General features: G+C 51.2%; 15 protein-coding genes. 3 read left to right on the plus strand and 12 right to left on the minus strand.

What is annotated here, in order from left to right; genetic code table 11:
• Nucleotides 1-89 precede the first annotated feature (89 nt).
• The 5 genes from ACVA58_RS14475 to hemL all read right to left on the minus strand — a co-directional run bounded on the left by ACVA58_RS14475 (nucleotide 90) and on the right by hemL (nucleotide 9909).
• Nucleotides 90-1769 carry an ABC transporter substrate-binding protein gene (locus tag ACVA58_RS14475; RefSeq protein ID WP_446511149.1) on the minus strand — a complete coding sequence of 560 codons (1680 nt, stop codon included), beginning with the start codon at nucleotides 1767-1769 and terminating at the stop codon, nucleotides 90-92.
• Nucleotides 1770-2377: 608 nt separating this feature from the next.
• Complete coding sequence (locus tag ACVA58_RS14480; RefSeq protein ID WP_446511150.1) at nucleotides 2378-5770, minus strand: response regulator; 3393 nt, start codon at nucleotides 5768-5770, stop codon at nucleotides 2378-2380.
• 311 nt (nucleotides 5771-6081) lie between these two features.
• On the minus strand, nucleotides 6082-7101 hold the full coding sequence (gene rsmC, locus ACVA58_RS14485; RefSeq protein ID WP_446511151.1) for a 16S rRNA (guanine(1207)-N(2))-methyltransferase RsmC: 1020 nt from the start codon (nucleotides 7099-7101) through the stop codon (nucleotides 6082-6084).
• Nucleotides 7102-7202: 101 nt separating this feature from the next.
• Nucleotides 7203-8288 carry an AI-2E family transporter gene (locus ACVA58_RS14490; RefSeq protein WP_446511152.1) on the minus strand — a complete coding sequence of 362 codons (1086 nt, stop codon included), beginning with the start codon at nucleotides 8286-8288 and terminating at the stop codon, nucleotides 7203-7205.
• 322 nt (nucleotides 8289-8610) lie between these two features.
• Nucleotides 8611-9909, minus strand: coding sequence for a glutamate-1-semialdehyde 2,1-aminomutase (gene hemL, locus ACVA58_RS14495; protein WP_446511153.1), 1299 nt, complete (start codon nucleotides 9907-9909; stop codon nucleotides 8611-8613).
• Nucleotides 9910-10188: 279 nt separating this feature from the next.
• On the opposite strand from hemL, the gene clcA reads away from it, so the two are divergent.
• Entirely contained in the window at nucleotides 10189-11592 is a 1404-nt protein-coding gene (gene clcA / locus ACVA58_RS14500; RefSeq protein ID WP_446511154.1) for a H(+)/Cl(-) exchange transporter ClcA, read from the plus strand.
• Between the two features lie 59 nt (nucleotides 11593-11651).
• Complete coding sequence (gene erpA, locus ACVA58_RS14505; protein ID WP_107350759.1) at nucleotides 11652-11993, plus strand: iron-sulfur cluster insertion protein ErpA; 342 nt, start codon at nucleotides 11652-11654, stop codon at nucleotides 11991-11993.
• Nucleotides 11994-12103: 110 nt separating this feature from the next.
• Here the strand turns inward: erpA and ACVA58_RS14510 are convergent, their stop codons facing one another.
• Nucleotides 12104-13423 carry a peptidoglycan DD-metalloendopeptidase family protein gene (locus ACVA58_RS14510; RefSeq protein WP_446511155.1) on the minus strand — a complete coding sequence of 440 codons (1320 nt, stop codon included), beginning with the start codon at nucleotides 13421-13423 and terminating at the stop codon, nucleotides 12104-12106.
• A gap of 127 nt (nucleotides 13424-13550) precedes the next feature.
• On the opposite strand from ACVA58_RS14510, the gene tyrS reads away from it, so the two are divergent.
• Entirely contained in the window at nucleotides 13551-14738 is a 1188-nt protein-coding gene (gene tyrS / locus ACVA58_RS14515; protein WP_446511156.1) for a tyrosine--tRNA ligase, read from the plus strand.
• A 96-nt stretch (nucleotides 14739-14834) separates the two neighbouring features.
• On the opposite strand, the gene ACVA58_RS14520 is transcribed toward tyrS, so the two are convergent.
• From ACVA58_RS14520 to ACVA58_RS14545, 6 genes are all read right to left on the minus strand, one after another.
• On the minus strand, nucleotides 14835-15251 hold the full coding sequence (locus ACVA58_RS14520) for a VOC family protein (RefSeq protein ID WP_446511157.1): 417 nt from the start codon (nucleotides 15249-15251) through the stop codon (nucleotides 14835-14837).
• A gap of 178 nt (nucleotides 15252-15429) precedes the next feature.
• Nucleotides 15430-16041 carry a TRIC cation channel family protein gene (locus ACVA58_RS14525; protein WP_446511261.1) on the minus strand — a complete coding sequence of 204 codons (612 nt, stop codon included), beginning with the start codon at nucleotides 16039-16041 and terminating at the stop codon, nucleotides 15430-15432.
• Between the two features lie 120 nt (nucleotides 16042-16161).
• Nucleotides 16162-16986, minus strand: coding sequence for a vitamin B12 ABC transporter substrate-binding protein BtuF (btuF, locus tag ACVA58_RS14530; RefSeq protein WP_446511158.1), 825 nt, complete (start codon nucleotides 16984-16986; stop codon nucleotides 16162-16164).
• Complete coding sequence (locus tag ACVA58_RS14535; RefSeq protein ID WP_446511159.1) at nucleotides 16987-17943, minus strand: cobalamin biosynthesis family protein; 957 nt, start codon at nucleotides 17941-17943, stop codon at nucleotides 16987-16989. It lies immediately after the preceding gene.
• 1 nt (nucleotide 17944) lies between these two features.
• Nucleotides 17945-18643: a 5'-methylthioadenosine/S-adenosylhomocysteine nucleosidase gene (gene mtnN, locus ACVA58_RS14540; protein WP_446511160.1), complete on the minus strand. Its 699-nt coding sequence runs from the start codon at nucleotides 18641-18643 to the stop codon at nucleotides 17945-17947.
• Nucleotides 18644-18747: 104 nt separating this feature from the next.
• Nucleotides 18748-20160, minus strand: a complete 1413-nt coding sequence (locus ACVA58_RS14545; protein WP_446511161.1) for an FAD-dependent oxidoreductase — start codon at nucleotides 20158-20160, stop codon at nucleotides 18748-18750.
• Nucleotides 20161-20166 lie beyond the last annotated feature (6 nt).

The following is a 20166-nucleotide window of genomic DNA, read 5'->3' on the forward strand; positions in this document are numbered from 1 at the left end:
CACACTCTTCCCTGACCTCTGGCCATAGTTCTTTCTAAGGGGAAGGTTGAAGGGGCGGTGCGCAAGGTGCGCACCGCAAATTGCGAAAATTACGATTTAGGTTTTAGGTCAAGCACTTGAAGTAGACGCTCTTGAGTGTTGGTGATTGGCATTGGACGTCCTTTCGGATTGCTCTCGTTCCACCAGCCGGTAAAGCGCGCTGTATTGTACTGAGAGGTATAAGCTCCTGACATTACAGGGATCGTTACCTGGTTCTCGGCAATGATCTGCTGGATAGCGTGGGCCATCTTCACCTGTTCGTCACGGTCAGCCGTTTTGTAGAATCCAGCTAGTAGGTTATCCAGTTTCTCGTTATTCCAGTAGTGCAGTGCGAAGCGAGGCATGCCTTCGTTTGCTTGGAAGCGAGAGTGGTATGCACTATCCCAGTATGTGTATGGATCCGCACCGTGGAAGTAGTTGGTGTATGCGACATCATATGTTGCATCTAGCATTGCTTGGTTGTAGACCGAGAAGTCAGGCGTGCTAGCCTTGGCATTGATGCCCACTTCTTGAAGCATTTCAACACTTAGCTGAACCGTATTGTTGAAATCTGTCCAGCCGTTTGGTGACTGAATAGATAGCTCGATGCTATTACCTTCAGGTGACTCAACAAAGCCGTCGCCATTGGTATCTTTGAAGCCTGCTTTTTTCAGTAGTGCTTTAGCATTGGCAACATTGTAGGTCATGTACGGCTTGTACTTTTCATAAACAGCGTTATCAGACCATGAAGCAAATGCCTGACCTAGACCTGACGCGTAGTCGTTCACAACACCGCCGCCGTAGAAGGCGATATCGATGATTGTTTCACGGTCGATAGCCATGGAGAAAGCACGGCGGAAGTCAATGTTGTTGATTGCTTCGTGGTTGCCTTCTTTTGGCGAGTTGTAGTTCATTACAAATGCTTGCGAACCGCCGGCAGGATACCAGTATTTGTTATCTGGGCTTGCTGCTGCGTATGTGCTGTCGACATCTGGAATGAAGGCGTAAGTCCAGTCAAACTGGCCGCTCAGTACCTGGCCTAGGAACTGGTCATTACCACCAACTTGCGGAAGTCGCAGACAGTCTACGTCTAGGTTGGCGTTATCCCAGTAGTTCGGGTTACGACACTGAGTGTAAAGTTGAGGTGTAAAGGTCTCGATTTCGGTGAATGGACCGGTACCCACAGGGTTTTCGTTGGTGAAACGCGTTGGATCTTTTACCTTGCTCCAGATGTGCTGTGGAACAACCGCCACCTTGGAAATCAAGTAAGGAACGTTTGAGTTCGCTTCAGTTAGGCTGAAGGTCACTTTATCGCCTTTCGCTTTGACGCCTTTCAAACGGGCGTTGATACCTGAGCGGTCAAGCTCAGGGTGCTTTTTCAGCAATTCAAAGGTGAATGCAACATCGTTGGCAGAGAATGTTTTGCCGTCAGACCATTTTACGCCATCACGGATTTCGAATGTGACTTCCATTAGGTCGTCAGACATATAGTAGTCTTTCGCCAAACGCATGACTGGCTCGTTACCCTTAAGCTCGTTGAACACAACCAATGGCTCGAACAAGAAGTCGTAGGTAGTGTCCAATTGAGTCTGTAGGTAAGGGTTAAAGTTACGTACAAAAGTTGGATAGAACTTAGGAACCATGGTTAGCTCAGCGCGATCTGCAGCTGACGCCACAGGGGCGATAAACATTGTTGAAGCGGCTGCTACAACGGCTAGCGCTAACTGGGTTTTCTTTATATTGGCAAGCATAGCTGTTCCTTACTCTTTGCTTTTAGTTTCACTTATGGAAAAACCCCCGTATCTACGGGGAGGAAGAACCCGCTTTGTTCAAGTTGAGTAACGCACCTGAACAAATGGCCTTGCAGGCTCTGTGTGCCTTAAGGAAACTCCTGATTGGCAAAACGGTCAATCAGGCTGCCCGTCAAAAACGTTAAATTCATTTATTCTTCCGTAAAAAACGTTAATAACGGACTGTGATCTAGCGCTCGCCTATATATTCCGTGTGCTTAAGATCTCAATTTACATTTCGACGTTTCATACTGATAAATTCATCCGCTCTCGTTAACTGGTTTTAAATCAGTTGTTTATGTTGGTTTGTTGTGGTGGGTTATGTAACGAAGTCAAAAGTTACCCTTAATTCCTTGCGGAAAATTTATGGCTTGAGTTTGTTGTGATTACCTTCTCATAAACCGAAACTTTTCGGTAAAACCGGGGGTATTAGCCTGACCAAAGGCGGTTTTTGCGGAGTTTTTGGCCAGTGTGTCACCGCTGAATATCGCTGTTTTTTGCGTTTTTAGAGGGATAATTTGAGGCAAAAAAAAGCCTGCACGAGGCAGGCTTTACACGTTCAGGTATTGCTACTGGTTGATGATATGCTGCAGTTGATCTTTCATTGTCAGCAGTTCTTTATAGGCCGGGGTATTACGAGGGCTGCGCTCCAGGACAAAGTCAATGGTACTGAGCACGGTTCGCCAGCGCGGCGTTTTTGGCAGTGTTTCTAAGTGCAGGTATTTATCTAATGTGCGGGTTTGCAGAGTGCTGCGGTCGAGGTATACCCGCCACAGGCCACTTTCTTCAGCCAGCTCAAATTTGGTTTTCTGGGTTGACTCTTCCCACTGTGTCAGAGTTACCTTCATGATCTCGACCAGCAATTCACGTAAGGCATCATTCTTGCTCTTGCCGTTGTTATTGCCTTCCAGCTTATCGGCCAGTGAGCAGAACTCGTCACCGAGGTGGCGCAGTTTTTGTAAATTGTCCTTATTGCGGTTGAAAGCAAAGCCTGAAAGGACATCAATGGCATTTTCGAGCACTTCTATCCGGTGGCTGCTGGTTTGGCCTTGATTATCAAAGATAAACATCCGCTGCAGCCCCGACTCTTCTGGTAGATTAATGACATCGGTATCTAGTGATATGAGGCTGTCGCCAACCTTGAACATCAAGCTGCCATGAAAGTGGTGGCTTCGGCTGATATCTTGGGGGAGGTGGGTGGCCAGAATATCCTCGATATGGTGGCGTTCCACTTGCTCCGGAGAGCGGTTGAAGAGCTTGCCAGCTGCGGTGTTAGCATAGCGAATACGCCCCCCACTTTGAACGCAGAGAATGGCTTCATTGGAGGACTCAAGTAAGCCAAGCAAGCGGTTCTGGGTTTCCAGTAAGCTATTTTCTACTAGCTCCCTACGCTCGATCTCTTCAGCTAGACGTTGGTTCTCTTGTTGTTGTCGCTCGGTTTGCCCTGCCTTGAGGTGTGCACCAATACGGGCGGTCAGCTCTTCTTTGTTGAAGGGCTTGGTCAGGTAGTCATTAGCCCCGGATTCAAATCCGCGGATCCTATCCTGCACTTGTCCGAGCGCCGAGAGCATAATGATCGGCAGCTCGAGCATACTGTAGCGTTGCCGCAGTTGCTCACAGACCTCGTAGCCTGACATTTCCGGCATCATGATATCCAGCAGCATCAATACCGGTTGGTGGCTTTCAACCAGCTTCAGGGCTTGCGGGCCACTTTCTGCAGTGATCACCCGGTATCCTTCCAGACGGAGGAAGTTATGGAGAACCTGCAGGTTCACTGGTTCATCGTCGACAATGAGGAGTAGATCACCATCAGGGCTCTCCTCTATTTCTTCCAGTTCACAGGCGTATGCTTCCGGTGATGGGATTTGGAAGTGGTTGCTGCGACTGGACACTTCACTGCTGGCAATATCGCTGTCGGATGCCAGGTTCAGGGTGAAGCTGAATGTGGTACCAATCATCGGTTGGCTACTGACATACAGCCGTCCCCCCATTAGTGTAATAAGCTGACGGCTGATCGACAGGCCCAGGCCTGAGCCTTGGCGGTAGTTGGCCGATTGGGTGTTGGCCTGGATCAGCGGCTCGAAGATATGCTCTAGCTGTTCGGCGGGGATCCCCTGGCCGGTATCTACGACCTGAATCCGGATCTGGGACTCCAGTATGGTAGCAGACAGGATGATTTTTCCTTCTGAGGTGTATTTGATGGCATTACCGACCAAGTTATAGAGGACTTGCTCCAATCGTTGCTCATCCCCTTGTACCAGCGGCAGATCATTAGGGATTTGATTGATGATCCGCACGGGTTTGCTGCCAAGGAGGTGGCTCGATAGTTCAAGTACCAGCCTAGCGGCAGAGGCGACATCCACCGCTTGCTTCTGGATATCAAGATCCCCGTATCGCATCTTGTGGTAGTCAAGCAGGTCATCGACCAAGTTAGTCAACCGCTGGCCACTGTTGATCATAATTTCAAGCTGGCGGCGTTGTGAGTGCTGGACTGGGCCGTTGGCTCCTGCCAGCAGCGATTCGGCGATACCCACCATGCCATGCAGCGGGGTGCGCAGCTCGTGGGAGGTGGTGGCAAGGAATTCATCTTTGAGCTTATCGGCGGTTTGCAGCTCTTTATTTTTCTGCTGGATGATTTGGAGGTTTTGCTCCAGCTCATTGTTTTGCTCTCGGATCAGGCCCATCTTTTCCCTGACGGATGACTGCATCCTGGCGAAGCTTACCGCCAGACGACCTATTTCATCACAACGCTCGGTCCCTTCGATTTTTTGATCCATATCCCCGGCCGATACTTGTTCAGCCGCCCAGGTTAACCGGAGCAGGGGAGCGGTGATGGAATTCGACAGCCAATGCGAGGCGATGATCACTAGCCCGATAGCCGTTAGCATGGCGACAAAGAAAATAACCTCCAGCTGACGAATTCGGGCAAACGCTTCTTCCTCGGGCAGTTCGACCACCAATGCCCATGGGCTATCCAAAATGGTAAGCGGGGCAAAGGCACTAAGGACCGGCACACCATTGAAGTTGGCAAAGCTACCGACCCCACTGTCTCCTTCGAGAGCCCTGTTGATACTGTTACTGGAGAAAGACGCAGGGTCATCATTGGAGGTAGGTAGCCGTGAATGGTGATCTTGGCCTACCAGTAGGGTTTGTACCGAATAGGAATTATTGCCGGTATCGCTGAGGAAATCCTGGATTGACTGGTTGCTTAACTTGAATAACACGTAGCTGTGCAAATAGCCCTGCTGGATGATGGGAGCGGCGAACCAGGCTGATAGAGTATCGTCACCTTGTGCTGGGCTGAAATCGGTAAAGGCCACCGGTACTTGGTCGACCATGTCTTGGGCGTGTTCGGTTATTTGCTGGATTTCTGAAAATGTCTGACTCAACGCCGGATAGGTTTGCGAAGCCTGAGGCAGATTTATACCGAAGATCTCCGGGCTGTTGGCTGCATAGACAATGTTGCCGTTGATATCGACCAGTAGGATATCACTGAAATTTGAGCGTTTTAGGTATTCTTCGTAAGCCCAGTTGTAGCGCTTGTACATCAGCCGGTAGCGTTCGTGACCGACATAGTTGCCGGTACTTTGCTCGCCGAGTGATTTGTTGGCCAGGGTCTCGGTGTAGTATCGGCTTCTGCCTGTATTGTCTAGAACTTCCGAGATATCCCCGAGCTGATGGTAGGCGCCGACGAGGCCATAAAAGCGACCACCACTGGCATTGGCCAGTTCTGAGCGGGCAAAGCTTTGTACCTCTGATTCCCGGGCAACAAAGAAGTTGTTGAGCTGTTTCTTTTTGTTGTCGAGAAGAGAGGCGAGGTGATTGGTACTTTGTTCGGCCAGATCTTTGGTATGTGAGTTGAGGAAGAATAGGGCCGACAGTATTAACGGGGTAATACTCAATACTAAAAAGGCCAGCATCAAGGTGTGCTGGAGCCGCTTGAAACGGGTACTCTGCTGCATTCCGGTGCCTGAAATTACCTGTGAGACAAAGCTGTAATCAAAGGTATACCCTTGATATTGATAGATATTGAACTAAGTGCTGGTGTTTTATCGGTAATTGATGAAATTAACGGGGCGCTACTGCGGAATAAACACCATAACAGCCAGTTATACTGTGTTTTTTTTTAGAGGCAAGAAAGTGGGTGTAGAAGCGTGTTCCGACACACAGATTTGACGTTTATGACGTCACAAATGGGGTGGTTATTGTCCGGAATATACAGGCGTGTAAGTTAATGTGGGCAATAGCCGGGGGAGCCCCCGGCCTTAGCCGGTTATTTTTTTGCGGCGTAAATGCTGAACTTGTTGTTTTTAGCTGTTGTTTCGCAGCTACCCAAACTTTCTTCGATAAGCGGCGGGTAACGCAGGAAGTTGTTGGCAACGATGACCAATTGACCATCTTGGCGAAGGTATTGTGGCGCCTTGGCGATAAAGTCTTCGGTGGCCGCATAGAAGGTCTTCAGTCCGGCATGGAACGGCGGGTTGCTGATCAAGTAGTCGTAAGGACCTTTCAGCGCCGCAAAAACGTCAGTTGCAGTAAAGGTGGCTTCGAGCTGGTTGACCCGGAAGGTTTCCTCGGCAGACGCAATGGCCAGGGCGCTGATATCACACAGTTCCAGTTCGATAGACGGGTTCTTTGTTTTCATCACGGCACCAATGACCCCGGCACCACAGCCGAAGTCCAGTACGCGACCACGTAGTGATGGCAGGGTTTCCAGTAACAGTTTTGAACCCTGGTCGAATTCACCGTGGCTGAATACGCCCGGTAGTGAACGGATGGTCAATTCGGTGCCGGCGATTGACAGCGGGTAGCTACGGAACCAATCCTTGATATCGAAAGCTGATGGCGCTTGTTCACAGCGGCCCCAGTAAAAGCTGCAGCGGCGGGCTGAGTCATACTTGGTTACCGCGCCATACGAAGCGAACATTTTTTCGATGCTGCGAACACCACTGCGATTTTCGCCGACCACACAGATTTCAGTTTCCGGTCCAAACTTCGCCAACAACATGGCCAGTAGGTATTCGGCTTCGGCCTTGGCTTTCGGCCAATACAGTAGGATCATATCGATGTCGGCATCGTCGCTGAACTCTGCACCGAAAACCGTTTGGATAGCCGTATGCGCTGACATGCGGCGGGCGTAGCCGAAGTTGGTGGTGAAGATCGTAACCGATGAGGCGGTCTGCGATAGCTCGACGGGAAAAGCGTCGGCTAGCTCACCGGCCACCAAAACCTTGCGGTTTTCAAAAAACTCCAATTGGCGGGCAGCAACCTGACTGGCAGCACTGTATGACATAACGACCTCAAGAATGGATGAAAGCTGTGTTGGGGCGCGAATTGTTCCACAAATTCACTCATAAGAAAAGCAGGCTGGGACTAGTGCCCCAGCCAAATGAGTTAGTGCTGGTCTTGGTTGTGCAGGAAGTCCTGGAATTCGGCCTCATAGAGCTTGAACAGTACCAAGGTGACGGCAAAGATGATCGGACCGTAGATCAGACCGATCAAGCCAAACACATGCAAACCACCAATGATAGAGAAAAAGATCAGCAGCGTACTCATGCCTGAACTGCCCTGCATCAGTAGCGGGCGCAGGAAGTTGTCGATTGAGCCAACCACAATTGCGCCCCAGCCAATCAGGAATACAGCCCACTCCCACTTACCTATTAGCAGTAGGTAAATACTGGCCGGTAGCCAGATCAGCGCGGTGCCGACCACAGGGATCAACGAGGCGAAAGCCATCATTGAGCCCCAGAATAACCCCTGGAAGCCTGCCATCCACATGGCGAAACCACCGGCAAAGCCTTGGGCAAGGGCGGTAAGAAAAGAGCCTAATACCGCAGATTTGGCCACTTCTTCGACTTCATTGAGTACTGCATCTTCTTGACTGCGTGACAGTGGCAGCACATGGCGGATGGTCTGGACTATCTTGTCATGGTCGCGGAGCAGGAAGAACAAGACGAATAGCATCAGCATAAAGTTGATCAGGAAATTGGTGGCATCACCTAGTAAGCGGGCGCTGACATTGAGCAATTGGGCGCCAAACTTTGATGAGGCTGCCGCTATTTTCTGGACCATCACCTGGGTATCGACCGGCTCGAACGGTGAGTATTTTTCAACAAGGGTAAGCAGTTTGACCACGTAGGGATGGGCCAAGACTTCCTGAACGCCACCGGAGGTCAGCCACGTATAGCTTTCCTTGGAAAAGGTGGTGCCCTGATGGATGATTGAGCTGAATACCACCAGCATTGGGATCACGATGATAAAAGTCAGCAGGGTACAAGACAGTACCGATGACAGGTTGGGCGAACGAGGCATCACCCTGTCCAGCTTTTCATGCAGTGGGTAATAAAGCAGTGAAATAATAAAAGCCATCACGATAGGGCCGATATAGGGTTCTATCAATGTATAACTGGCGTAGGCGGCCATAGCCAACGCGGCGACAAGCATCCAGTGGCGCGATTCGACTTTGAATGGTTTGGGCACTGTGTATCCCTTTTTGATTGTTTTATTGGGGCTGTTGTTGTTGCAATTTGGTTATTATGATTGCACCACATTGCCTGTATAGCAATCATATTGGTGATAATATCTGTCTGATTTTACAAGCGGGGAAGCGTGTTTATGGGGTGTTGTGATTGTGGCGGTGAGACCAAGAAAAAACGGCGGGTTCCATTGGCTGTTTGGGTGTTTGCGGCACTGATACTGCTAGCATTATTCTTTTGGCAGTAGCCATGGTCGAGAAAGCAATAAGCCGCTCATCGAGCGGCTTGTGTCTGTATTAGCAGTCGTTTTCGTGCTGGCGGGGAAATTACGCTGCTGCTTCTTCTGCCAAGGTCTTGAAGGCATACTCAGCTGCACCTAGCGTAGCATCAATTTCCTTGTCACCGTGGGCTAGGGAAGTGAAGCAGGCTTCGAATGCTGACGGGGCTAGGTAAACACCTTTTTCCAACATCAGGTTAAAGAAACGCTTGAAACGCTCGACATCACATTTGGCCACATCGTCATAGCAGTTCACTGCGTCCTGGTCGGTAAAGAAGAAACCGAACATCGCACCCACTTGATTGGTGTTCAGCGGGATACCGTATTTGTCAGCCAACAACTGGAAGCCTTCTGCTAGACGTTGGGTCGTGCTAGCAAGCTGTTGTTCGTGGCCTTCTTGGGTCAGGACGCTCAGGCAGGCGTGGCCTGCTGCCATGGCTACAGGGTTACCCGACAGTGTACCTGCTTGGTAAACCGGTCCTGTAGGGGCGATATATTGCATCACTTCACGACGTCCACCGAAAGCACCGACTGGCATACCGCCGCCGATCACTTTACCCAGCGTGGTTAAATCTGGTTTGATGTTGTAGTAACCCTGGGCACCGCCGTGTGAAACACGGAAACCCGTCATCACTTCATCAAGGATCAATAGCGCGCCAAACTCGTCACAGATCTCACGTAGACCTTCAAGGAAGCCCGGAACCGGTGGGATACAGTTCATGTTGCCAGCGACTGGCTCGACAATGATACAAGCGATTTGCTCAGGGTTTTCGACAAAGGCTTCGCGTACTGTGTCTAGGTTGTTGAAGGTACAAGTTAGGGTGTGTTTGGCAAAATCAGCCGGTACACCCGGAGAGCTTGGTTGACCCAGAGTCAGAGCGCCTGATCCCGCTTTTACCAATAGGCAGTCTGCGTGGCCGTGGTAGCAACCTTCGAACTTGATGATTTTATCGCGGTTAGTGAAGCCACGGGCAAGGCGAATCGCACTCATGGTCGCTTCGGTACCCGAGCTCACCATGCGGACCATTTCCATTGATGGAACAAGCTGGGACACCATCTCTGCCATGGTGATTTCCATTTCGGTCGGCGCACCAAAGCTCAGGCCTTGCTGTGCTGCCTTGATCACTGCATCGCGGATTGCGACATGGTTATGGCCAAGAATCATCGGACCCCATGAGCCAACATAGTCAATATAGGCTTTGCCATCGGCATCGAAGATATAGGCGCCATCTGCGCGCTCGATAAATAGCGGGCTGCCGCCTACCCCTGCAAAGGCACGAACCGGTGAGTTAACGCCACCTGGGATGGTCTGTTGTGCTTTGGCAAATAAATCAGCTGACTTGCTCATTATGATGTCCTGTTATTGAAGATTGTCCGATTTGAACTGTCGGCATTGTACCTAGGCTATGTGGGGCTTTCAATTGGTGGCTCAGGAACTCTGAGCTGGCGCAAGGCTGGGCGGGGCACAAAAATGCTGTGCATCACTGCAAAGCTAGTTTCCAACATTGAATATGTAAAAAAAACAATCAGTCAGCTATGCTAGTTCAAGGTGCCTTCCCCATATTTTAGGGCGCCCCTTTCTATCACTCCCCGGCTCCGGGATGACTTCACGATTACGGCATTTTTGATGACAGAGAAAAACCAAGGCACCCCTGCGCCTGAAAGACTGCAGCCAAGTGGGCTGGTCCGGCGCTTTTTATCGCGTGACAAAACCCCTGTTTCCGTCCTATTCCTCTCTGCGCTGGTGGGGCTAGGGGCGGGCTTGTTGTCGACCTTGTTTGAAATTGCGGTGCACTGGGTGTCGGAGCAGCGCACAGAATGGCTGCGGCATGAAATCAGCAGTATGCTGCCGCTTTGGTTATCTGCGTTTCTGATCAGTGCCTTGCTGGCCTTGGTGGGGTATTACCTTGTCCACCGGTTTGCGCCGGAGGCCGCCGGATCTGGGATCCCGGAAATCGAAGGGGCGATGGATGATATTCGACCGGTACGCTGGTGGCGGGTATTGCCGGTTAAGTTTATTGGTGGTTTGGGCGCGCTGGGTTCGGGTATGGTGCTGGGGCGGGAAGGGCCGTCGGTACAGATGGGGGGGAATATCGGTCGGATGGTGTCTGACTTGTTTCGTCTTAAAGATAAAGAAGGTCGCCATGCGTTGTTGGCCTCGGGCGCTGCTGGTGGTCTGGCCGCGGCGTTCAATGCTCCGCTTGCTGCCATTATGTTTGTGGTCGAGGAGATGCGGCCGCAGTTTCGCTATAGCCTGATTTCGATTAAATGTGTGATGATATCGGCCATTGTGGCCAATATTGTATTCCGCAGTATTTCTGGCCAGCAAGCCGTGATCACCATGCCGCAGTACGAGGCGCCGTTGCTGCGCTCGCTGTGGTTGTTTTTGTTACTCGGGATGGCCTTCGGCATTTTCGGGGTGATTTTCAACAAACTGGTCACCCTGAGCCAAGATATGTTTGCTCGTATTCACCGTAATGACCGTCGCCGCTATTTACTGACCGGCACGTTGCTCGGCGGAACGTTCGGTTTACTACTGCTTTATATTCCGGAACTGACCGGTGGGGGGATCAGCTTGATCCCCAATGCGACAAATGGAGAGTATGGGATCAGTGTGCTGCTGATCCTGTTTTTGGCCCGTGTAGCAACCACATTGTTGTGTTTTGGATCTGGGGCACCCGGTGGGATCTTTGCCCCGATGCTGGCTTTGGGTACTCTGTTTGGTACTTTCTTTGGCGTTGTGGCCCAGCAATTGTTTCCCGAGCTAGGCTTGCAACCAGGCATGTTTGCGATTGCCGGCATGGGGGCGTTGTTTGCCGCCACCGTTCGGGCACCGATCACCGGGATTCTATTGGTGATTGAAATGACCAATAACTACGATTTGATCTTGCCATTAATCATTACGACCCTTGGGGCGACGATGCTGGCACAGGTATTGGGTGGTCAGCCAATTTACTCCCAGCTTCTGCATCGGACCATAGAAAAGGAAAAAAAGGCTCAACGAGAGCAGTCTACGGTGGTCAATACTTGAACGAGATAGTCAGGTATTAGATAATGGCAGGCATAACCGAAAGTATTGAGAGGTTTTAAATGAGCGATGCTAATCTGCCGCTGAGTTTTTCCGATGTTGCAGCGAATAAAGTGAAAGCGCTTATTGCCGAGGAAGAAAACCCGGAGCTGAAGCTGCGTGTTTACATCACCGGCGGTGGTTGCAGTGGTTTCCAATACGGCTTCACCTTTGACGAGAAAGTCAATGAAGGCGATACCACGATTGAAAATAGCGGAGTCACACTGGTTGTTGACCCGATGAGCCTGCAGTACCTGATCGGTGGCACGGTTGATTACACGGAAGGGCTGGAAGGTTCCCGTTTCTTCGTGAATAACCCGAACGCGACAACCACTTGTGGTTGCGGTGCATCGTTCAGCGTCTAATTAAGTCTGATATTGCAATGTTGTTCGAGCAATAGCTGAAAAATGGCGAATAAAAAGCCGCTCCCCATGGGAGCGGCTTTTTTATTGGGTCACGTTGTGGTGATTTACAGTTAGGTGCGGTTGCCGAGCAGCGGGCTGTTGTCGGCAATAAACTGGCTGAAGTGGTTCAGCTGCGCCATACGTTCTTTGGCAAATTGCTGGAACTGAGTCTTTTCCTTGCCGCTTAGCGAGCGGGCCTGAGGCAGTTTTACCGTTCTCGGATTTTTGTGTACGCCGTTGACCAAGAACTCATAATGCAGGTGGGCACCAGTCACGCGACCGGTACTGCCCAAGGTACCGATGGTTTGTCCTTGTTTGACACGCTGGCCGGTTTTGACTTTACGCTTAGTCAGGTGCAGATACTTGGTAATGTAGGTAGAGCTATGGCGGATGAAGACATAGTTACCATTAAATTTGTTGTAGCTCGATTGCATTACCACACCGTCACCAGCCGCCCAAATAGGAGTGCCGACCGGGGCGACGTAGTCAGTACCGCGGTGGGCGCGAACTTGCCCGGTTACCGGATGGAGACGATTAGGGTTGAAGTTCGAACTGACATAACGGAAATTGATTGGCGAACGCAGGAAAGCCTTGCGCATCGCTTGTCCTTTCTCGTCATAGTATTTGCCATCTTCGCTGCGAATCGCTGTGAAGGTTTGACCTAGGTTGGTGAAGGTCGCCGCTAGAATGTTGCCCCGGCCAATTGGTTCACCTTCAACTAAGCGTTCTTCAAACAGTACCGAGAAAGTATCACCGGAGCGTATGTCCAAGGCAAAGTCGATATCCCAGCCGAAGATCCCTGCAATTTCCATGATTTGGTTGGCGGTTAGCCCGGCTTTGTCGGCGGCATTCCAGAAGCTGGAGGTGATCACGGCCTGAGCGAAATTGAGTTGTAGGTCAACGTCCTTACTTTCTTTATTCGAGTAGAAGGTGTCTGCGGTACGAGTGATCACCAAGCTATCGGTAGCACTTTTCGGTTGGATAAGCTGAACGAGCTGGTTGTCTTCGTCAAAACCGAAGCGCAGCTTGTCGCCCGGACGTAGGGTCGTTAAGCTCTTGGTGCCCTCGTCGGCATTGACCAAGTGGTAGAGTGTCGCTGGAGATAGGCCAACCTTATTAAATACCACCGCGAGGCTTTCGCCAGATTGCACTTCGTGTTGTTTCCAATTCAGCGGCGGGATAGTTGGTTTTTCGTCACCCGCCATTGGGCGTAATTGGTCTGTATCGAGGGATAATTCGAGCGGGTAGAATTTGCCAATTTCGAATTTACGCTCGGGGTGCCCGTTGTTTTCCGAACTCGGCCATAATAGTAACACTACGAGCAGCGAGCTGATCATAGTGATGAGTGTTTGGTGCATCCTTGGCAAACGGCGGAATATCGGTACTTGCATGTGGTGTTTTTTTGCTATTTCATAAAAAATAAGACAACCCTTAGTTTAACTGGTTTCAAAAAACATCGCTATTCAAGTAAGATTGAGGATTATTACTTTTTTGCCAATTCTGTGGGAGCGAACAAGAATGGCTAGCATTGAACAAGCTTTAGCTGAGATTAAGCGTGGTGTGGATGAGTTGATTCCGGAAGAGGAGCTGATTGCCAAGCTAAAAGAGAACCGTCCTCTACGAATCAAACTGGGTGCTGATCCAACTGCACCGGATATTCATCTGGGTCACACAGTGATCCTGAATAAACTGCGTACGTTCCAGGAGCTAGGCCATGACGTCACGTTCCTGATCGGTGACTTCACCGGGATGGTGGGTGATCCAACAGGCAAAAATACCACTCGTCCACCGCTAACTCGCGAAGACGTTCTGCGTAACGCTGAAACTTACAAAGAGCAGGTATTCAAAATTTTGGATCCGGCCAAGACCAAGATTGAATTCAACTCGAGCTGGCTGTCAGAGCTAGGCGCGGAAGGTATGATCCGTTTGGCTGCAAATCAAACTGTTGCCCGTATGCTTGAGCGTGATGATTTCAAAAAGCGCTACAACGAAGGCCGTCCGATTGCGATTCACGAGTTCATGTACCCACTACTTCAGGGTTATGACTCAGTTGCGATGGAGACCGATGTTGAGTTGGGTGGTACTGATCAGAAGTTCAACCTGCTGATGGGGCGTGAGCTGCAAAAAGCCAATGGCCAGAAGCCACAGGTTGTCCTGACGATGCCACTATTGGTGGGTCTGGACGGCGTTAAAAAGATGTCCAAGTCAGCACACAACTACATTGGTGTGACGGATGTACCAAGCGAGATGTTCGGTAAAATCATGTCGATCTCTGATGATCTAATGTGGAACTACTTCGAGTGTCTGTCTTTCCGACCGCTGGAAGAAATCGACCAGTTCCAAGCTGATATCGCTGCAGGCAAGAACCCACGTGATGTGAAGATCTTGCTGGCGAAAGAAATCATTGCCCGTTTCCATAGCGAAGCCGAAGCTGATGCTGCAGAGCAAGAGTTCATCAACCGTTTCCAGAAGGGCGCGATGCCAGAAGAAATGCCAGAGTTTGAATTTGAAGCTGGCATTGCAATCGGTAACCTGTTGAAAGATGCAGGTTTGGTTAATTCCACGTCTGATGCGATGCGTATGATCCGTCAAGGCGCAGCGAAAATCGATGGCGACAAGGTTGAAGATACCAAGCTGGTTCCAGCGGCTGGTACTGCGGTTTACCAGGTTGGTAAGCGTAAGTTTGCCCGTGTAACCCTGAAGTAATCAAGGTCTACACGAACCCGTATTAAAAAGGCGCCTCAGGCGCCTTTTTTGATCAAACTGCCAATAGCCAATAGCCAATAGCCAATAGCCAATAGCCTATATGCTATAGTCGTTACGCTGACTGTCATCCTGACTCAGGTATTCAATGAACTCCCACTCTATCCCATTGGGATCCCAGAAATAAATTCGCTTTCGCCAAGGGTGCGACGCCTCCATCTCATTTTCTTTATACCCGGCGGCCAGTAGGCGTGCTTTGACACTTTCGATATCATCGGTCACCAAACCGATATGGTTAATGCCACTGTCTCGGTACGGTGTGCGATCGACTGATTCTCGTTCGACAACTTCCTGCAGGGCAAGGTAGCTTAGTTCGGTACCGATATGACACCAGCGGTAGAGATCGCCTTGGCCGCAATGGCGGATGGCGAATGAAGGTAAGGCAGTTTGGATAAATTCGACTGTGAGGTCGATATTGCAGACGGTAATGTTGGCATGTTCTACATAGGGGGTCATAGGCGCCTCATCAATTAAATAAAGTGTTTTATTTATTTAAATGTAGCTCGCTCTTGGTGTAAGTAAAGTTATTTGCTTACTAAGTGGTTTGGTAAATTGAAATTAGGTAGAAAAAAACCGCCAGGGTGGCGGTTTTTGTAAAAGCTCGTGAGTTGTTGCGCTGAAGCTGGGAGGTATATCAATGTCTCAGGGCAAAGGTTGGCAACGAAAGGTGCCAGCGAATCGCTGCCAGTCGGATCGTCAGCGTGGTGATAATGCCTGCTAGAGTCGCAACCGCACTGTCGACATTTGCCGACAGAGCCACAGTGTGGATAATCCCGCCGAGGATACAGGCAGTGGCATACACCTCGGTTCGCAGTACCATTGGGATCTCTCTGGCTAGTACATCACGGATCACCCCGCCGCCGCAGCCCGTCATGACACCCATGATCACGGCGACCATTGGTGTGGCACCGAAACGTAGCGCCTTCTCGACACCAATAGCCACAAAAACCGCTAGGCCAATGGCATCGGATACAGGCAATATCCACCACGGCATCTGTCGTGGGCGGCGAATAGCCAGCATGCTGATCAAGCAGGTAATGAAAATGACCCAGAGGTAGTTGGTATCGGTGATCCAGAAAACGGGTGTGGCCCCCAGAGCCATGTCACGGATGGTCCCCCCGCCGATTGCGGTGACGCTGGCCAGCACCACGACCCCGAACGGGTCCATCCGGAGTCTGCCTGCCAGTAATACGCCCGAGGCGGCAAATACGGCCGTTCCGAACATATCGAGAAGATAAATGAGCATCATGATACCTGCTGAGTCAGAGAATATAGGGTGATCGCGCAGATTGTACGACGAATAAACTGGCTGACAACTCGCTGATACCGCTTTGTGAGGTGACTCACAGTGATTGTTGATAGCGTGTTACAAGCGGCTCTGTCGTACCTGATCTAGATACTGGCAGATCTCCTCGGCTGCCATAATTGTTCGGGGAGTCGGCCGGTTCAGCCAGTCTGATGTAACCGTAAATATGTGCTGTTTCTCAACGGCGGGTAACTGTTGTCGCCAATTGTCCCATACTGAAGGATCGGCTGCGGCATGCGAGGTGCCGAAGATCACCTCCGGCTGGCGGACAATGACCTGCTCGGTTGATATTTGCGGATAGGCAGCGGCACTGTTGGCAAAGATGTTTGACCCGCCACAGACGGCAAATACTTGGCTTGGCCAGTTGTCACCGGCTACGGTGATCATCGGACTGTTGCTCAGTTGGTAGAAATAGCTGACCGTGTTTTTTTTCTGGTGTGTCAAACGTAGGGTGTCTAGTCGCTGGCGGAAGTCATTGGCACTGAACTGGGCTTGATCTGGGGAGTCGGCAAATTGGCCCAACTGCTCCAGGGTATTGGCAATATCTTCCAGAGATTTGGGATTGGAATAGAATACGTTGAAGCCGAGTTGCTCCAACCTGGTCATTTCACGGGTTGGGTTTCCTCCTTTCCAGGCCAAGATCAGATCCGGCTGTAGGGCGACGATCCGCTCCATTTTTATACCGCGGTAGTTGGCCACTCGCTCGAGCGACTTGGCGGCTTCCGGATAGTCACTGTAGTCGCTGGCTGCGATGAGCTTATCGCCAAGACCTGCAGCATAGGCCATCTCGGTAGTGTGTGGTGACAGGCTGATGATGGTTTTCACGGGTTGGGCCGCTGTGAAGAAGGCCAGAAACATCAGTAGGCAGAAAACAGCTAAACGCACTTAAACAGCTCCTTGTAGCATTAGCAATAGCAGGCTTTGGGTGGTAACCCATATCCATAGTCGTTGGTTGGCGAGGCGGTCAATTTGGCTTAGGTGCAATGGCGCTGGGGCTATTTTGCCTCCCAGTTTGGGCCGCTCCATTTTTATCTGGTCATAAATAACCGGGCCGCCCAATGACAGCGACAGTTTGTGACCGGTAGCCGTTAACAGCCAGCCAGGGCCGGGGAGTTGCCAGTTTTCCCCCTGCTGCCGGAGTCCCCGTAATGCCACTCTCCCGTTGTGGCCAACTGTCAGTATCAGCGCAAAGAGGCGCAGTGGAACAATATCCAGTATGGCAAGGGCTGTGGTAGCGGGTTGGCCAAAATGGCGGAACTGTTGCCTACTGGGGGACCAGCAACGACTTAACTCAACGGCTAAGCGATACAAGATAGCCCCTATTCCGCCAGCTAAGGCGTACCAGAATAAGACACCAGCGGCCAAGCGCCCATATCCGACCAGCAGGGTTTCGGCGCCCGCTTTACCGATTCCGAGCAGTGATAGAGTATCGGTATGGCGGTTTAACTTGGTGCCAAGCAGCGCCCGGCATTGCAGTTTGTCTTCACGGCTATAGGCACGGACAAACTGTTTACTGAATTTGTGCATGTTGCGCCAGTCCAGCGCGAACCACAGCAATAATAAGTGGAAAGCTGCATCTATCCAGACCAATTGGTAAAGGCAAATAAGAACAATCAACACGGTCAGCCATAGCAGCGACCAAGAGAGCAGTCCAGACAAGCGCTTTTGTTGCGGAGCATCATTGGGCTTATTGACTTTGCTAGCGAGAGATAAGGCGAGGTGACGCCAGATTTTTAATGGGTGGAGCTGGGAGGGAATGGGCAAGAGCCATTGCAATGCCAGTGCACCCCACAAGGCGAGTAGGGTGCTGTTACCGGCGATAAGTGCAATGGCGTCGGTCATCTTACTGGTTCAGTAGATCAACCATCTTGGCAACCATTACCGAGGAGCTTTGGGCTGCAAGCGGTAGGAACTCTTCAAAGCTCATTGGCGATTCTTTGTCTGCGACATCAGAGATTGCACGAACAACCACGAACGGTACGTTGAACTGGTGACAAGCCTGGGCTATAGCCGCTGCTTCCATTTCTACCGCGATAACGGTTGGGAAGTTGTCACGGATAAATGCTTGTTTTTCAGCCGTGCAAACAAATGCGTCGCCAGTACATATCAGGCCGCGTACTGCGTGGGTCTCGCCCATGGTTGCCAGTGCCTGCTCGGCAACGTCCATCAACTTAGTATCTGATACGAAAGCAGCAGGTTGCTGTGCCATTTGACCGATTTCGTAACCGAATGCCGTGACGTCGGCATCGTGGTAGCGTACTTCTGTCGAGATCACTACATCACCGACGTTCAAGCTGCTGTCGAAACCACCAGCAGAGCCTGTGTTCAGCACGACATCTGGCTGGAAGATCTCTAGCAGTACAGCGCTACCCACAGCGGCAGCTACTTTACCGATGCCAGATTGAAGCAGAACCACATCATGTCCATTGAGTGAACCGGTGTAGAAAGTACAGCCTGCTTTGTGGTGAGTTTCGCAGTTAGCCAGTTGATCTTTAAGGATGGCAACTTCTTGCTCCATCGCGCCGATAATGCCGATTTTCATCAATACAGTCTCTTATTTGGTAACAAGCCCCCATTGAGGGGGCGTGGGAGTGACTCAATTGTAACATGGTGGACAGCCACAATGCCAAGCTGCCAACCGGTTAGTTACACATTGAGGTAGTCGAGGATCCCATCTGCGGCGCGGCGTCCTTCGTCAATGGCGGTGACTACCAAATCCGAGCCACGAACAGCATCACCGCCGGCAAAAATCTTCGGGTTGGTGGTTTGGAAGGCATAACTCCCGTTTTCAGGTGCTTGGATCCGGCCCCATTGATCGAGGTCGACCCCAAATTCGGTTAGCCAAGGCATAGCATGGGGCTGGAAGCCGAAGGCTATGATAACCGCATCGGCAGATAGGGTGTGCTCACTGTCCGGCACGGGCTCTGGACGGCGGCGGCCAGCGTCATCGGGCTCACCGAGAGCCGTCTTGACCATCTTGACGCCGCAGATTTGGCCATTGCTGTCGATTTCCAACCCGGTCGGTTGCAGGTTGAACTGGAATTTTACGCCTTCCTCGCGGGCGTTTTTCACCTCACGTTTTGAGCCTGGCATATTGGCTTCATCGCGACGGTAAGCACAAATAACCTTGTTGGCTCCCTGGCGTACCGAGGTCCGGACGCAGTCCATAGCAGTGTCTCCCCCTCCGAGGACTACCACGTTTTTACCTGCCATATCAATAAACGGCTGTTCGCCCTCGAGTCCCATTACCCGGTAGGTGTTGGACACCAAAAACGGCAGTGCATCAAAGACGCCTGGTGCCTCTTCGTTGTCCAAGCCTGCCCGCATGTTTTGATAGGTCCCGACACCGAGGAACACGGCATCATACTCAGCAATCAGATCGGCCAGCTCGATATCTTTACCGACGTCGGTATTGAGGCGGAACTCGACCCCCATGTCGGAGAAGATCCTGCGGCGGTTGATCATCACCTCTTTTTCCAGCTTGAACGACGGGATGCCGAAGGTCAGCAGTCCGCCAATTTCCGGATAGCGGTCGAATACCACGGGTTTGACCCCGTTGCGTACCAAAATATCGGCACAGGACAGGCCTGCCGGGCCAGCCCCGATGATCGCGACCTTCTTGTCGGTCCACTCGACATGGGACATATCTGGCTTCCAGCCCATCTCGAATGCCTTGTCGGTGATGTATTTTTCGACATTACCGATAGTGACGGCACCGAAGTCATCGTTGAGGGTGCAAGACCCTTCACACAGTCGGTCCTGTGGGCAGACCCGGCCACAGACTTCGGGCAAGGTGTTGGTCTGGTGCGCTAGCTCAACCGCTTCGATGATCCGGCCTTCATTGGCGAGCTTGAGCCATTGGGGAATGTAATTGTGGACCGGGCACTTCCACTCGCAATACGGGTTACCGCAATCGAGGCAGCGGTCTGCTTGGGCGCTGGCCTGCTGGTGGGTGAATGGTTCGTAGATCTCGACAAACTCAATCTTGCGCACTTTGAGTGGCTTCTTGGGTGGGTCGATACGCGCAACATCGATAAATTGGTATATGTTCTGGCTCATCGGACT

The organism is Photobacterium sp. DNB22_13_2 (assembly GCF_052873915.1).